Genomic DNA, 14,227 nt, shown 5'->3' with positions numbered 1-14,227 from the left:
GGGTTACTCGACGGTGACCGACTTGGCAAGGTTTCGCGGCTGGTCCACGTCGTGCCCCCGGGCGGCGGCGATCTCGGCGGCGAGCACCTGCAACGGCACAGTGGTGACGAGCGGGGCCAGCAGGGTGGGCGTACGCGGCACGTAGATCAGGTGGTCGGCGTACCGGACGACGGCCTCGTCGCCCTCCTCCGCGATCACGATGGTCCGCGCGCCGCGCGCCCGGACCTCCTGGATGTTGGAGACGACCTTGTCGTGCAGCATGCCTCGGCCGACCGGCGAGGGCACCACGCAGATCACCGGGGTGCCCTTGTCGATCAGGGCGATCGGGCCGTGCTTCAGCTCACCGGCGGCGAAGCCCTCGGCGTGCATGTACGCCAACTCCTTGAGCTTCAGCGCGCCTTCCAGGGCCACCGGATAGCCGACGTGGCGGCCGATGAACAGCACCGTCGGCTCGGACTTCAGCTCTCGGGCCAGCTCGCGGACGGGCTCGATCCGGTCGAGCAGCTCACGCAGCTTGCCGGGAATCTCCTGCAACTGCGCGACCACCGCGCCGACCTCGTCGGCGAACTTGATCCCGCGCACCTGGGCCAGGTGAAGGCCGATCAGGTAGCAGGCGACGACCTGGGTGAGGAACGCCTTGGTGGAGGCGACGGCGATCTCCGGCCCACCGTGGGTGTAGAGCACCGCGTCCGATTCGCGAGGGATGGTGGAGCCGTTGGTGTTGCAGATCGCCAGCACCCGGGCCTTCTGCTCCTTGGCGTGGCGCAGCGCCATCAGGGTGTCCATGGTTTCGCCGGACTGCGAGATCACCACGATCAGCGTGGACCGGTCGAGCACCGGGTCGCGGTAGCGGAACTCGCTGGCCAGCTCCACCTCACACGGGATCCGGGTCCAGTGCTCGATGGCGTACTTGGCGACCATGCCGGCGTGGTAGGCCGTGCCACAGGCCACGATGAAGATCTTGTCGACGTCGCGCAGATCCTGGTCGCTGAGGCGGACCTCGTCGAGGGCGATCTCACCGCTCTCGGTGAGCCGGCCGAGCAGCGTGTCGGCGATGGCCTGCGGCTGCTCCTCGATCTCCTTGAGCATGAACCAGTCGTAGCCACCCTTCTCGGCGGCCGAGGAGTCCCAGTCGATGTGGAAGTCCTTGCCGGCGGCGGGCTGACCCTCGAAGTCGGTGATCTCGATGCTGTCACCGGTGATCAGCACGATCTGGTCCTGGCCCAGCTCGACCGCTTCCCGGGTGTGCTCGATGAACGCGGCCACGTCGCTGGCCAGGTAGTTTTCCCCGTCGCCTCGGCCGACCACAAGCGGCGAGTTGCGCCGGGCGCCGACGACCGCGCCGGGCACGGCGGCGTCCACCGCGAGCAGGGTGAACGCGCCTTCCAGTCGCTGGCAGACCACTCGCATGCCGGCGGCGAGCAGCTGCGGGCTGTCCGGTTGGCCAGCGGCGCGCAGGTCGGCCAGCGCGGCGGCGAGCAGGTGCGCGGCGCACTCGGTGTCGGTGTCACTGGTGAACTGGACGCCTTCGGCCTCCAGCTCGGTGCGGAGCTTGGCGAAGTTCTCGATGATGCCGTTGTGGATCACGGCAACCCGCCCGTCGGGGGCGACGTGTGGGTGGGCGTTGCGGTCGGTCGGGCCGCCGTGGGTGGCCCAGCGGGTGTGCCCGATGCCGGTGGTGCCGTCACCGATGCCGATCGGGCTGGCCGCGCAGGAGGTCGGGTCCTCGGCGGCCCGCTCGGACAGCACCTTCTCCAGGTTGGCCAGCTTGCCGGCCTTCTTCTCGGTCAGCAGCTGGTCGTCGCAGACGATCGCGACGCCCGCCGAGTCGTAGCCGCGGTATTCCAGCCGCCGCAGCCCGTCGAGGACGATGCCAAGAGCGGGGCGCGCGCCCGCGTATCCCACGATTCCACACATGGCCCGCAGCCTAACCCAGTTTCACTCATGATGGGTGCTCGAAAGTGGGGTTATCAATCACGGAATCTGAGCGATCAGGGCCTGGGCGGCGCCAACGGGACGAGCGTCACACGCCGCTCGCACCCCGCCCTGGACGGCGGGGTTGCGGCACGCCTTCGGGTGCGAAAGTCTCTCGGCGGGTTTGGCGCTCCCGTCCACGGCCCGCTCGTTCCATACCCACTCCCGCCCGGAGCAGCCATGTCCGACGCGTCGTCGCCCGATCCGTCCCCATCATCCGCACCGGACCCGGCATCCTCCGCACCCCCGCCGGATCCGACGGCGTCGCCCTCCTCGGCTCCGTTCCCGGCCTCCGACCCCCTGGCCCCGGGCCAGCCATGGGCACCGCAGGCCCCGTGGACGCCGTCCCCGTGGACGCCATCGCCGCCGGCCGCGCCGTGGGCGCCACCTCCGCCCGCCACCCAGTGGACGCCACAACCACCCGCGACGCCGTGGACGCCCGACGGGCAGACGCCCCCCTGGTCGCCCGACGCCTCGGGCCCGATCCCCGCCGGATCGCCACCGCCGGCGGGGTGGCCCACGCCCGACGGGCAGCCGCCGGCCGCTGGCTGGCCGCCGCCCGGCACCGGATGGCCGCCGCCCGGCTATCCGCCGCCGTACGCCTACCCCGGGTATCCGCAGGTCCCCGGCAAGCCGCCCACGAGTGGCGGGCGGATCGTCGGGATCGTCGTCGCGGCCCTCGTGGTGCTCGTCCTGACCGTGTGCGGCTGCCTCTGCGCGGGCGGTCTGTGGCTCGACTCGACCAACCCGGACCCGACCGCCGAGGAGCCGTGGGGCTATCCCGACGACGACGGCTGGACCCCACCGAGCGCCGGGCCGCTCATCCCGGAGCGGCCCAACACCGAACGGCCCACCGTGGCACCCACCCCGAGCAAGCAGCCGATCACCCGACCGACCTCAGGACCGGCCCCGGTGACTGTGGTCTACGAGGTCACCGGAGCGGGCACCGTCGACCTCGCGTACTTCGACGCCGAGAGTGACCTCATCCACGTCGACGGCCAGAAGCTGCCCTGGCGCACCACCATCCGCACCAACGGCAAGAGCCGGGTCATGGTGGAGGCCAGATGGGTCGATGACGACGGTCAGAAACCACTCGACTGCACCGTCACGGTCACCGGCGTCGGCAAGCCGGTCGTCGTCAGTTACCAGGGGTACTGGGCGACCAGCTGCACGCCAAATTGAGGCTGGGGTTCAGCCGGGGGCACCCGTAGGCTGGCGCAGGTGACGAAGAGCACCGATGTCGACCCGCTGGTGGCCCGGATGCGGCCGTTCGGCACGACGATCTTCGCCGAGATGTCCGCCCTCGCCGTACGCACCGGCGCGGTCAACCTCGGCCAGGGCTTCCCCGACACCGACGGCCCACCGGAGATGCTGGCCGCCGCCGCCGAGGCGCTACGCGGCGGGCACAACCAGTACCCGCCCGGCCCGGGGATCCCCGCCCTGCGCGCGGCGGTCGCGGCCCATCAGCGGCGGTTCTACGACCTGGCGTACGACCCGGACAGCGAAATCGTGATCACGGCAGGCGCGACCGAGGCGGTCGCGGCGAGCATCCTCGGCCTCTGCGAACCGGGCGACGAGGTGGTCTGCTTCGAGCCGTACTACGACTCGTACGCTGCCTCGATCGCGCTGGCCGGCGCGGTCCGCCGGCCGGTGACGCTGCGTCCCACGGCCGACGGCCGGTACGCCTTCGACCCGGCGGCGCTGCGCGCGGCGTTCGGTTCGCGTACTCGGCTGGTGCTGCTGAACTCACCGCACAATCCGACCGGAAAGGTCTTCACCCCGGCCGAGTTGGCGCTGGTCGCCGAGTTGTGCCAGGAGTTCGGCGCGTACGCGGTCACCGACGAGGTGTACGAGCACCTGGTCTTCGCCAACGCAGCGAGCCCACACGTGCCGCTGGCTACCCTGCCGGGGATGCGGGAGCGGACGCTGCGCATCTCGTCGGCCGGCAAGACGTTCTCCTGCACAGGGTGGAAGGTCGGCTGGGCGAGCGGTCCGGCCGCGCTGGTCTCGGCGGTGCTGCGGGTGAAGCAGTTCCTCACCTACGTCAACGCCGCGCCGCTGCAACCGGCGGTGGCCGTGGCGCTGGCCCTGCCGGACGACTACTACACCAGTTTTCGAGACGGGCTACAGCAACGGCGTGACCAGCTCGTCGGTGGTCTCACCGACGCCGGGTTCGAGGTGCTCGACTCGGAGGGGACGTACTTCGTCACCGCTGACATCACCGCCCTCGGCGGCCGGGACGGGGTGGAGTTCTGCCGTTCACTGCCGGAGCGTTGCGGCGTGGTGGCGGTGCCGACGCAGGTCTTCTACGACGACACCGACGCGGGGCGGCGGCTGATCCGGTTCGCCTTCTGCAAGCGCCCGGAGGTGCTGACCGAGGCGGTCACCCGGCTGCGCGCTCTGCGCCCGAGTCGCTGACCGGCCCATCGAGGCCTGCCTCGGGGTCGCTCGACGCCTGAGACACCGTCGACGTCGCGAGTCGGGTGAGCAGTTGACCCCCGTCACCGAGCAGCACCGATTCGGCGTCGTCCACGAACGAAAGATCCGCCGTCACGTGCCGGCTGGCCGCGGTGAGCAGCAACCCGACCACCGGATCCTCGGCGGCCCGCCGTAGGCCGTCCAGATTGCGCAGCTCGCGCAGCAGGTGCCCGCGCTGGTTGCTGAGCACCGCGCGAACCGTGTCCGGTGAGCCGGACCGGGCGGCGGCGGTGACCTTGAGGAAGAAGTCGTCTCGAAATCCGCCGCTGCGCGGGCTCGGTTCGGCCAGCCACCGCGTCAGCTCGGCGCGGCCCTCCGGGGTGATCTCGTAGACCACCCGGTCCGGCTTGATCGGCTGCGGTTGTCGTTCGGCGACGACCAGCTCGTCCCGGGAGAGCCGGTCGAGGATCTGGTAGAGGTGCCCGATGTTCAGCGGCCCCCACTGTGGGCCGACGGCGGCTTCGAACGCGCCCTTGAGCTGGTAGCCGTGGCTGGGGCCACCAGCGAGCAGGGCGAGGACGGCGTGCTGGATCGCCATGTCACCTCCGGTACGGGTCTTGCATTGTCACAATGTATCGCGCAGAGTGGGAGACAGCACACGGGGAGGCGCGACATGTTCGGCTTCATCTGGAGACAACTGCGCGGCCGTGCTGGGAGGTCGGTGGCGCTGCTGGTCGGCGTGCTGGTGGCCACCACCGGCTTCGTGGTCCTGACCGGCGCCACCACCACCTCCCGCCTGGACGTCACCGGCACCGTCGAGCGCAACACGCAGGTCGCCTACGAGATCCTGGTCCGTCCGAAGGGGACCCGCACCCCGCTGGAAGCCGAGCGTGGGCTGGTCCGCCCCAACTATCTCTCCGGGCTCTTCGGCGGCATCACCACCCAGCAGTACGAGCAGGTGAAGCAGGTCCCCGGCATCGAGGTGGCGGCCCCGATCGCGATGCTCGGCTATTCCACCACCTTGCTACCAGCCCCGATCGACCTCACCGACGCCGTCGACCGCTCGCTCGATCGTCAGGTCATCCGGGTCGACCCGACCTTTCACGCCGAACGCGGCCTCTCCAGCGCGCCGGGCAAGCCCCGGTACGTGTACGTGACCACGAAGCCGTTGATCTACCCCCGAATCGAGCAGGGGGCCGACAGCGACACCACACCGTACTCGGATGGGCGGTCCTACCCCTGGTCGGACACCTGCGGGCCCGCTCCGCGGGAGGTACAGCCGGACGGAGGCAGCCTCCCCATCTGCGATCCGGGATTCGCGCTGCTGGGCAACCCGGGCACCTACTCCGAGCGCGAGGACTGGTCCCTGCACGCCGTCCAACTGCTGCCCGACGGCCGGTTCCAAGCCGACTCCTCCGTCCTCGCGACCGACCGGGACGGCTCCTCGACACCCGCCGACCGGCTGGTGATGGCGTACGACCTGACCGTGCCGTTCCTGCTGGCCGCGGTTGACCCGGCGGCCGAGGAACAACTGGTCGGCCTCGACGAGGCCGTGGTCACGGGTCGAGCCGTCCGCACCGACGACACGGTCGCCGTCAACCGCCGGGGCACGGCGGACAACCACGAGGTCCCGGTCCTCGTCACGAACCGACCCTTCATCGACGAGTCGTTGGCTGCCACGTTCACCCGGCTCGCGATCAGCCCCGCAGGGGTGGAGGCGATCGACCTGGAGAAGACGTTGAGCCGCCCTGGGGGGACTCCCGCCGGGTCCGGTCGGCACGACCTCGCCGCCGGGCACCAGGCAATGCTCACCGAGGAGCTTTCCCTGGCTGGGTGCTGCCACGGCCAACTTCAGACGGTCGTGCAGTCGGCCGAAGTGCAGTACGACCGGCTACCCGACGGCAGCCTGCGGGCCCGCCAGCAACCGCCGGGCGACCCCAAGGTGTACGGCAAGATGGAGGCGTTCAACCCGCTGCCCCGCCCCTGGCTCGCCGACGACACCGGTTCCCGATCGATACGGGCGCTGCCGCTACCCGTAGGCGCGAACACCGCCAATCGTTTCTGGCGAGCCGTCGGTGTCTTCGACCCGGGCCGGCTGACCGGGTTCAGTGACCTCGGCCAACTGCCGCTGGAGACCTACCAGGCGCCGACGGCGCGGGGTGCCGACGACCGCAGCCGGGCAGCCCTGGGCGGTCAGCCGCTGGCGCCCAGCGGCAACCCCGCCGGCTACCTCTCCGCCCCGCCGCTGCTGCTCACCAACCTCGGCAGCCTGCCGAAACTCCTGCAAGGCAGCGGCGCACCGCAGGCCAAGGCCCCGATCAGCGCGATCCGGGTACGGGTGACCGACGTGGGCGGCTACAGCGAGCGTTCGGCCGAGCGGGTCCGACTGGTCGCCGAACAGATCGCGGCACGGACCGGGCTGGACGTCGACATCACCCTCGGCTCGTCCGGCGCGCCGCAGACCGTGGAGCTGCCCGCCGGCTCGTTCGGGCGGCCGATGCTGCGGCTGACCGAGAACTGGTCGGCGCTCGGCGTGGCCTCGATCATCACGCAGGCGGTGGACCGTAAGAGCGTGGTGCTCTTCGTGCTGGTGCTGGTGGTCTGCGTGCTGTTCCTCGGCAACGCGGTAAGCGCCGCCGTCCGCGACCGGCGCTCCGAGTTGGCGGTGCTCGCCTGCCTCGGCTGGCCGGTCCGTCGGATCGCGGCGCTGATCCTGGGCGAGGTCGCCCTGCTCGGGCTCGCCGCCGGTCTGCTCTCGCTGGCCCTCGCGATGCCGCTCGGCATGGCGCTCGGCATCGACCTCGACTGGCGGCGAGCCGCTCTGGCCGTACCCATCGCCTTGCTGCTCGCGCTGACTGCGGGCCTGGTGCCAGCGCTGCGGGCCGCGCGCACCCACCCGGCCGCCGCCCTGCGTCCGATGGTCGCTGCCGCCGGCTGGGCACGCCGGCCGCGTACCCTCTTCGGGTTGGCGCTGGTGAATCTGGCCCGCACCCCCGGACGTACGTTCCTTGGCGCCGGTGCGCTGGCAATCGGGGTGGCCGCGCTGACGCTTGTCGCCGCCGCCGCGTGGGCGTTCCGGGGCGCAATCGTCGGCAGCCTGCTCGGCGACGTGGTCTCGCTGAGCGTGCGCGGCGCGGACACGGTGGCCGCTGCCGCCACGGTGCTGCTCGGTGCCGCCGCGGTCGCGGACGTGCTCTACCTGAACATCCGCGACCGGGCCGCCGAGCTGGCCACCCTGCGGGCGATCGGCTGGACCGACGGCGAGCTGGGCCGGCTGGTCGGCTATGAGGGGCTGGCGCTGGGGCTCCTGGGGGCGGTGACCGGATCGGCGGTCGGCCTGGCCAGCGCGGGTTGGCTGATCGGCGACCTGCCCGGCGCGCTGGTCCTGGTCGCCGCGCTGGCGGCGCTGGCGGGGGCGCTGCTCAGCGCTGTCGCCGCGCTGGTGCCCGCCGCCCTGTTGCCGCGCCTACGACCCGCCCGACTTCTGGCAGAGGGGTAGCAGATCATGAGCGAGCAGATCGGCAGCGCGATCTCGGTCGAGCACCTGGTACGACGGTTCGGCACCGGCGCGGACCGACTGACGGCGGTCGACGATGTGTCGCTGAGCATCGCGGCCGGCTCGGTGGTGGCGCTGACCGGGCCGAGCGGGTCGGGGAAGTCGACGCTGCTGCACCTCATCGGCGCGATCGAGCAGCCCGACGAGGGCACCCTCACCGTCGACGGGGTGGTGGTCAGCGATCTGCGTCGTGCCGCGCTGGCCCGCTATCGGCAGGGGGTCGGGTTCGTGTTCCAGCGCTACCACCTGCTGCCCGCGCTCACCGTGCTGGACAACGTGATCGCGCCGGTCCTCCCCCGCCGCGGCCGGGCCGATCACGCGACCCGAGCCCACGAGTTGCTCGACGCGGTCGGCCTGGCCGGGCGGGAGCGCGCCCTGCCCGCGCAGCTCTCCGGTGGCCAGCAGCAGCGGGTCGCCATCGCCCGGGCCCTGATGGGGGCACCGGGCCTGCTGCTGGCCGACGAGCCCACCGGCAACCTCGACTCCACCACCGGCGGGCAGATCCTCGACCTGCTGCTCGACCTCCGCGACCGGCACGGCATGACCATCCTGCTCGCCACACACGAGCAGGCCATCGCCGCCCGCTGTGACCGACTAGTCCGGCTGACCGACGGACGCGTCACCGAGGACCTCGACCTCACCGACGGCGAGGACCCCGCCGACACGTACGAGCGGGCGGCCCAACTGCGGTTGTGAAGCCGCTCGGCGGTGGTCTCAGGCGACGGGGCTGGCGGTGCGGACCAGCTCGGCGATCCGCTCGGCGACGGACCTGGCGGTCGCCTCGGTGGCCGCCTCGACCATCACCCGGACCAGCAGCTCGGTGCCCGACGGGCGCAGCAGCACCCGGCCGGTCTCCCCCAGCTCGGCCTCGGCCCGCTCGACCTCGGCGCGTACGGCTGGCGCGGCGGCGCCGACGGTCCGATCGCCGACCGGCACGTTGATCAGCACCTGGGGCAGCTTGGTGACCACCGAGGCCAGCTCGGCGAGGGACTTGCCGGTGGCCGCCATCCGAGCCATCAGGTGCAGGCCGGTGAGGACCCCGTCGCCGGTGGTGGCGTGCGCGGGCATGACGATGTGGCCGCTCTGCTCACCGCCGAGCGCCAGCCCGGAAGCGCGCAGCTCCTCCAGCACGTACCGGTCGCCGACCTTGGTCTCGATCAGGCGGATGCCCTGCGCGGACATCGCGAGCCGCAGCCCGAGGTTGCTCATCACGGTGGCCACCAGGGTGTCCTGGGTGAGCGTGCCGGCATCCCGCATGGCCAGCGCGAGGATCGCCATGACCTGGTCGCCGTCGACCTCGTCGCCGTCGGCGGAGACCGCCACGATGCGGTCGGCGTCGCCGTCGTGGGCGATGCCCAGGTGCGCGCCGTGCTCGACCACTGCCTCGCGCAGCGCCTCGATGTGGTTGGAGCCACAGTCGTCGTTGATGTTCAGGCCGTTCGGCTCGGCGTGGATCGCGACGACCTCCGCGCCAGCCTCCCGGTAGGCGACCGGGGCGACCTCGGCGGCAGCCCCATTGGCGCAGTCGACCACAACCTTGATCCCGTCCAGCCGGTGCGGCACAGCGCCGACCAGGTGCTGGACGTAGTGGTCAGCACCGTCGAGCAGATCGTGCACCCGGCCGACGCCGGCACCGGTCGGCCGGTCCCAGGCGGTGGTGGCGTTGGCCTCCACCGCCGCCTCGATCTGCATCTCGATCTCGTCGGGCAGCTTGTGCCCGCCGGCGGCGAAGAGCTTGATGCCGTTGTCCGGCATCGGGTTGTGCGACGCCGAGAGCACCACGCCGAGGTCGGCCTTGGTCTCAGCGGTGAGGAACGCCACCGCGGGGGTGGGCAGCACGCCGACCCGCACCACGTTTGCGCCGGCACTGGTCAGGCCGGCGACCACGGCGGCCTCCAACATCTCGCCGCTGGCCCGGGTGTCCCGGCCGACGACGGCGAGCGGCGGATGGCTGCGGTCCGTCTCGGCGAGTGTGTGCGCTGCGGCCACCGCCAGCGCCAACGCCAACTCCGGGGTGAGATCCGCGTTTGCCCGCCCGCGTACGCCGTCCGTGCCGAACAACCGACCCATACCCGCCAACCTCCGAATGAGCACTGCCAGTGAGGAGAAAGCGGAACGGCCGACCCACCTCCCCGCAGAGGGGAGGCGGACCGGCCGTCCGTCAGAAGTACAACGCGCTGGAAAAGATCAGCGCTTCGAGTACTGAGGAGCCTTACGGGCCTTCTTGAGGCCGTACTTCTTGCTCTCCTTGACCCGGGCGTCCCGGGTGAGGAAGCCGGCCTTCTTCAGCGCCGGACGGTCGTCCGGCTCGTTGACGATCAGCGCCCGGGCGATGGCCAGCCGCAGCGCACCGGCCTGGCCGGTGGTGCCGCCGCCACGCAGGTTCGCGATGACGTCGAACATCTCGGGCTTCTCGGCGGTGACCAGCGGGTCCTTGATGAGCTGCTGGTGCACCTTGCTCGGGAAGTAGGCCTCGAGGTCGCGACCGTTGCAGGTGATCTTGCCGGTGCCCGGAACGATACGGACCCGGACGATGGCCTCCTTGCGCCGACCCACGGTCTGGATCGGGCGGTCGTTACGCGGTGCGCGGGCGACGGGCGCCGGCGCCTCGGCAACCTCGGTGACCTCGGCAACCTCGGTGACCTCGGGGGCAACCTCAGTCTCGGTGATGTCGGTCATGCTGCTTCCTTCGCCCGCGCTCACTGCGCGATCTGCTTGATCTCGAACGGCACCGGCTGCTGCGCGAGGTGCGGGTGCTCGGCACCGGCGTAGACCTTCAGCTTCTTGATCAGCTGACGGCCGAGCTTGTTGTGCGGGAGCATCCCCTTCACGGCCAGCTCGATGGCCCGCTCGGGACGCTTGGTCAGCAGCTCCTCGTAGCCGATCTGCTTCAGACCACCCGGGTAACCGGAGTGGCGGTAAGCAACCTTGGTCTGGCGCTTGTTGCCGGTCAGCGCAACCTTGCCCGCGTTCACGATGACGACAAAGTCGCCCGTGTCGACGTGCGGCGCGAAAGTCGGCTTGTGCTTACCACGCAGCAACGTGGCGGCGTGGGTGGCCAGGCGGCCCAGCACGACATCAGAGGCGTCGATGACGTGCCACTGACGCTCGATCTCACCCGGCTTCGGGCTGTACGTACGCACAGGTCTACCTTGTCTCGTCGTCGGTCTGGGGTCGCGCGCCGAGGTGACCAGAACTAGCAGGCCGAACCAGCGCGCACGAACGACCAAGCGTACCTGATGGGGCACGCCTCTGGATGTCGTACAACAGCAGGCAACGATACCCGGCGCCCCCTGCGCAGGTCAAAACGGGGGTGGGGTGCCGCGCAGCGACGCGCCGGCGGTGACCCAGCTCACACGCCGGTGAGCTGATCGGCCCTCGGACGGCGGTAGACGACCCAGGTAACCGCGAAGCACAGCGCGTACCAGCCGATGAAGGCCAGGTAGGCGGCGTCGGCGTTGCCCGAGCTGAGGAACGACTGGCGGAACGCGATGTTGACCAGCACCCCGCCGAAGGCGCCGATCGCACCCGCGATGCCGATCAACGCGCCGGTCATCCGTCGCGCCCACCGCGCGGCGGACTCCGGGTCACGGCGGCCGGTGGCCACCGCGTCCGCCGCCCGGGCCCGGAAGATCGCCGGGATCATCTTGTAGGTGGAGCCGTTGCCGATGCCAGAGAAGACGAAGAGGGCGAGGAACCCGGCCAGGTAGAGCCCGAACGAGCGCTCCCGGGCCGCGTACAGCACGGTGCCCGCGCCGACCGCCATCGCCACGAAGTTCCAGAAGGTCACCCGGGCCCCGCCCAACCGGTCGGCGAGGTGCCCGCCCAGCGGCCGGATCAGCGAGCCGACCAGCGGGCCGAGGAAGGTCAACCAGGCGGCGTCGACCGGGGTGGGAAACCGCTCGGCGAACTGGAGCTGGAGCACCTGACCGAAGGCGAAACCGAAGCCGATGAACGAGCCGAAGGTGCCGATGTAGAGCAGCGACATAACCCAGGTGTGCGGGTCCCGGGCCGCCTCGCGCAGCGCACCCGGCTCGTTGCGCGCACCCGGCACGGTGTCCAACCAGCGGGCCGCCGCCAGCGCGGCCAGCACGATCAGCGGCAGGTAGACCGCCGGCACCAACCGGGGGTACGCCGCCCCCGCGGTGGCGAGGACCGCCAGGCCGACCAACTGCACGGCGGGTACGCCCAGGTTGCCGCCGCCGGCGTTGAGCCCGAGGGCCCGCCCCTTGAGCCGAGACGGGTAGAACAGGTTGATGTTCGCCATCGATGAGGCGAAGTTGCCGCCGCCGACCCCGGTGAGGCAGGCGAGCACCATCAGGGTCGAGTAGGACACCCCGGGTTCCAGCAGGACCGCCATCGGCACCGTGGGCACCAGCAGCAGCAATGCGCTGATGATCGTCCAACGTCGTCCACCGAAGCGGGCCACCGCCAGCGTGTACGGCAGCCGCAGCACCGCGCCCAGTGCCGCCGGCACGGCGGTGAGCAGGAACTTCCCGGCCGGATCGATGCCGTACGCGGGGCCGAGGAAGAGCACGGTGACCGACCAGAGACTCCACACCGAGAAGCCGACGTGCTCCGCGAAGATCGAGACCCAGAGGTTGCGCCGGGCGATCGGCGCTCCGGTGGCCTGCCAGAAGTCCGGGTCCTCGGGGCGCCAGTCGTGCAGCGGCTGCCGGCGACCGGTGCTAGCGGGCGGCTCGGCGGTGACTGCGGTGCTGGTGAGCGTGCTCACGGCGGCTCCTCCTCGTCGATGTGACGAGGAGAAACGCTAGGAACGCGCGGTTACCTCACCGTGCCTGGAATGGGTCGGGCCGGAAACGCCTACCGCACCACGGGCCGGCGGCGATGGTGAGCACGCCACCGGTCTGCGGTCAGGGCTGCATTCGCGGTCAGAGCTGCTGGAGGATGCGCAGCGCGCGGCCGACCCGGCCCATCGTGTCGGTGTCGGCGACGTCCACGCAGTCGGTGAACCACTTCTTCATGGGCGAGGAGATCCGGTCGGGCATCACCACGTACCGGCCCATCGACACGGCGAGCGGCGAGTCCCGCAGCAGCGACTCCTCGACCACCTCGACCACGATCACGATGGGCACGTCGGTGGAGTTGTAGACGTCCGAGCTGACCACGAGGCCGAGGCGTTCCCGGGCGCCCTCGATGCGCCAGATCTCACCCCTACGCAGCACGCGGCCGTCCGTCGGAGAACAGGTCGTTGACCATGCCCACCTCGCGGGCGTCGGCGAGGGCGGCGGACTCCAGATCCAGGCTGGCGCGGCCCATGGCGGCGGCGTGCGCGGTGAAGACCTCGCGCAGCGCCTTCTCCCGGGCGGCCTGGTCCATCCACGCGGAGAGCGACAGCCCCTCGCGCTTGGCGAACCGCCGCGCCTCCTCGATCGTCTCGTCGGTGAACGAGAGAGTCACCTTGGCAGTCATGCCGAGCAGATTACCCAGCGGTGTGACCGCCAGTCATCCTCGTACGCACCGGCTCGCCCCCGGGCGGCGAAACGCACATACCGCCGATCTCACGCGGCCCGACCGCCGAAGACCGCGAAGCGCCACTCCTTGAAGAAGCAGTCGACGTCGACCAGACCCGCCTCGGCGAGCCACCGGCACTGGTCGGTCACGGTCGCCGGGCGGTCGTGCCGCATCCGCTCCCGGGAGGCCGCGATCTCGTCGGGGGACGCACCCAACTCGGCGATCCGCCGCATCCACACCTCGTCGTAGCGCCGGTCCAACTCCGGGGTCGGGCCGGCGACCTGCTCGGCGTTGACGAACACCCCGCCCGGCGTCAGCACGGCGGCGGCCCGTCGGTAGAGCGCCCGCTTGCCGGCGTCGTCCAGGTGGTGGATCGCCAGAGCGCTGACCACGGCGTCGTACCGGCCGGGCGGCAACTCGTCGACCAGGTCCGCCCGGACCGTCCGGTGCGGCACACCCCGGGCGTCCAGTTGGGCGGTGGCGCGGGCGAGCATCGCCGGCGCTCCGTCCACCAGGGTCAGCCGAACTCCGGGCACCGCCGCGGCGAGCAGCAGCGAGAGCAGCCCGGTGCCCGCGCCCAGATCCAACACCTCGGGGGTACGACCGGCAGCCAGCGCGGCACGCAGTGGCGGCGCCGCCACCTCGACCGCTGCGCCGTAGAAAGCGTCGAAGCAGGGAATCAGCCGCCGACGCTCCTCGTCGTAGGTGCCGGCCACCGCGTTGAAAGTGTCCGTGACCCTCATGAAGCCCCTCCCATATTTCGAGACAGATTTCCCACATTATAGGCGCTAGAGGATGGCCTGC

13 protein-coding genes are annotated in these 14,227 nt (G+C 71.2%); 4 read left to right on the top strand and 9 right to left on the bottom strand.

What is annotated here, in order from left to right; all coding sequences use genetic code 11:
* Nucleotides 1-3: 3 nt before the first annotated feature.
* Complete coding sequence (gene glmS, locus IF46_RS0118780; protein ID WP_030489646.1) at nucleotides 4-1,917, bottom strand: glutamine--fructose-6-phosphate transaminase (isomerizing); 1,914 nt, start codon at nucleotides 1,915-1,917, stop codon at nucleotides 4-6.
* Nucleotides 1,918-2,154: 237 nt separating this feature from the next.
* On the opposite strand from glmS, the gene IF46_RS33855 reads away from it, so the two are divergent.
* Nucleotides 2,155-3,156 (top strand): MmpS family transport accessory protein, encoded by a 1,002-nt coding sequence (locus IF46_RS33855; protein ID WP_084597953.1) that lies wholly within the window; start codon nucleotides 2,155-2,157, stop codon nucleotides 3,154-3,156.
* A 78-nt stretch (nucleotides 3,157-3,234) separates the two neighbouring features.
* A complete protein-coding gene (locus IF46_RS0118770) occupies nucleotides 3,235-4,392 on the top strand; it encodes a pyridoxal phosphate-dependent aminotransferase (protein ID WP_051724005.1) in 1,158 nt (385 codons plus the stop codon).
* Here IF46_RS0118770 and IF46_RS0118765 read toward each other — a convergent pair.
* Nucleotides 4,358-4,990, bottom strand: coding sequence for a helix-turn-helix transcriptional regulator (locus IF46_RS0118765; RefSeq protein WP_051724002.1), 633 nt, complete (start codon nucleotides 4,988-4,990; stop codon nucleotides 4,358-4,360). The two genes, IF46_RS0118770 and IF46_RS0118765, sit on opposite strands and share 35 nt — an antisense overlap.
* 75 nt (nucleotides 4,991-5,065) lie before the next feature.
* Here IF46_RS0118765 and IF46_RS0118760 point away from each other — a divergent pair, with 75 nt between their 5' ends.
* Together IF46_RS0118760 and IF46_RS0118755 are read left to right on the top strand one after the other, a co-directional pair.
* Nucleotides 5,066-7,891: an FtsX-like permease family protein gene (locus tag IF46_RS0118760; protein ID WP_030489642.1), complete on the top strand. Its 2,826-nt coding sequence runs from the start codon at nucleotides 5,066-5,068 to the stop codon at nucleotides 7,889-7,891.
* A 6-nt stretch (nucleotides 7,892-7,897) separates the two neighbouring features.
* Entirely contained in the window at nucleotides 7,898-8,644 is a 747-nt protein-coding gene (locus tag IF46_RS0118755) for an ABC transporter ATP-binding protein (RefSeq protein WP_030489641.1), read from the top strand.
* 18 nt (nucleotides 8,645-8,662) lie between these two features.
* Here IF46_RS0118755 and glmM read toward each other — a convergent pair whose 3' ends face one another.
* The 7 genes from glmM to IF46_RS0118720 form a co-directional block, all read right to left on the bottom strand.
* On the bottom strand, nucleotides 8,663-10,018 hold the full coding sequence (glmM, locus tag IF46_RS0118750) for a phosphoglucosamine mutase (protein WP_030489640.1): 1,356 nt from the start codon (nucleotides 10,016-10,018) through the stop codon (nucleotides 8,663-8,665).
* Nucleotides 10,019-10,135: 117 nt separating this feature from the next.
* Nucleotides 10,136-10,627, bottom strand: a complete 492-nt coding sequence (gene rpsI / locus IF46_RS0118745) for a 30S ribosomal protein S9 (protein ID WP_030489639.1) — start codon at nucleotides 10,625-10,627, stop codon at nucleotides 10,136-10,138.
* Nucleotides 10,628-10,647: 20 nt separating this feature from the next.
* Entirely contained in the window at nucleotides 10,648-11,091 is a 444-nt protein-coding gene (gene rplM, locus IF46_RS0118740) for a 50S ribosomal protein L13 (protein WP_030489638.1), read from the bottom strand.
* A 209-nt stretch (nucleotides 11,092-11,300) separates the two neighbouring features.
* A complete protein-coding gene (locus tag IF46_RS0118735) occupies nucleotides 11,301-12,683 on the bottom strand; it encodes a nitrate/nitrite transporter (RefSeq protein ID WP_030489637.1) in 1,383 nt (460 codons plus the stop codon).
* Between the two features lie 157 nt (nucleotides 12,684-12,840).
* Entirely contained in the window at nucleotides 12,841-13,134 is a 294-nt protein-coding gene (locus IF46_RS0118730; RefSeq protein ID WP_030489636.1) for a hypothetical protein, read from the bottom strand.
* Nucleotides 13,124-13,381 carry a DUF6364 family protein gene (locus IF46_RS0118725; protein ID WP_030489635.1) on the bottom strand — a complete coding sequence of 86 codons (258 nt, stop codon included), beginning with the start codon at nucleotides 13,379-13,381 and terminating at the stop codon, nucleotides 13,124-13,126. The genes IF46_RS0118730 and IF46_RS0118725 overlap by 11 nt, the downstream gene beginning before the upstream one ends.
* 89 nt (nucleotides 13,382-13,470) lie before the next feature.
* Entirely contained in the window at nucleotides 13,471-14,166 is a 696-nt protein-coding gene (locus IF46_RS0118720) for a class I SAM-dependent methyltransferase (protein WP_030489634.1), read from the bottom strand.
* Nucleotides 14,167-14,227 lie beyond the last annotated feature (61 nt).

This window comes from Micromonospora chokoriensis (genome assembly GCF_000718555.1).
In the GTDB taxonomy this organism is placed as follows: Bacteria; Actinomycetota; Actinomycetes; order Mycobacteriales; family Micromonosporaceae; genus Micromonospora; species Micromonospora chokoriensis_B.
This window is presented reverse-complemented; position numbering and strand designations above follow the sequence as displayed.

Excerpts from the sequence above, each read along its gene's own strand:
- glmS (WP_030489646.1), bottom strand. The coding sequence starts at position 1,917 with ATGTGTGGAATCGTGGGATACGCGGGCGCGCGCCCCGCTCTTGGCATC.
- IF46_RS33855 (WP_084597953.1), top strand. The coding sequence starts at position 2,155 with ATGTCCGACGCGTCGTCGCCCGATCCGTCCCCATCATCCGCACCGGAC.
- IF46_RS0118770 (WP_051724005.1), top strand. The coding sequence starts at position 3,235 with ATGCGGCCGTTCGGCACGACGATCTTCGCCGAGATGTCCGCCCTCGCC.
- IF46_RS0118765 (WP_051724002.1), bottom strand. The coding sequence starts at position 4,990 with ATGGCGATCCAGCACGCCGTCCTCGCCCTGCTCGCTGGTGGCCCCAGC.
- IF46_RS0118760 (WP_030489642.1), top strand. The coding sequence starts at position 5,066 with ATGTTCGGCTTCATCTGGAGACAACTGCGCGGCCGTGCTGGGAGGTCG.
- IF46_RS0118755 (WP_030489641.1), top strand. The coding sequence starts at position 7,898 with ATGAGCGAGCAGATCGGCAGCGCGATCTCGGTCGAGCACCTGGTACGA.
- glmM (WP_030489640.1), bottom strand. The coding sequence starts at position 10,018 with ATGGGTCGGTTGTTCGGCACGGACGGCGTACGCGGGCGGGCAAACGCG.
- rpsI (WP_030489639.1), bottom strand. The coding sequence starts at position 10,627 with ATGACCGACATCACCGAGACTGAGGTTGCCCCCGAGGTCACCGAGGTT.
- IF46_RS0118725 (WP_030489635.1), bottom strand. The coding sequence starts at position 13,381 with ATGACTGCCAAGGTGACTCTCTCGTTCACCGACGAGACGATCGAGGAG.
- IF46_RS0118720 (WP_030489634.1), bottom strand. The coding sequence starts at position 14,166 with ATGAGGGTCACGGACACTTTCAACGCGGTGGCCGGCACCTACGACGAG.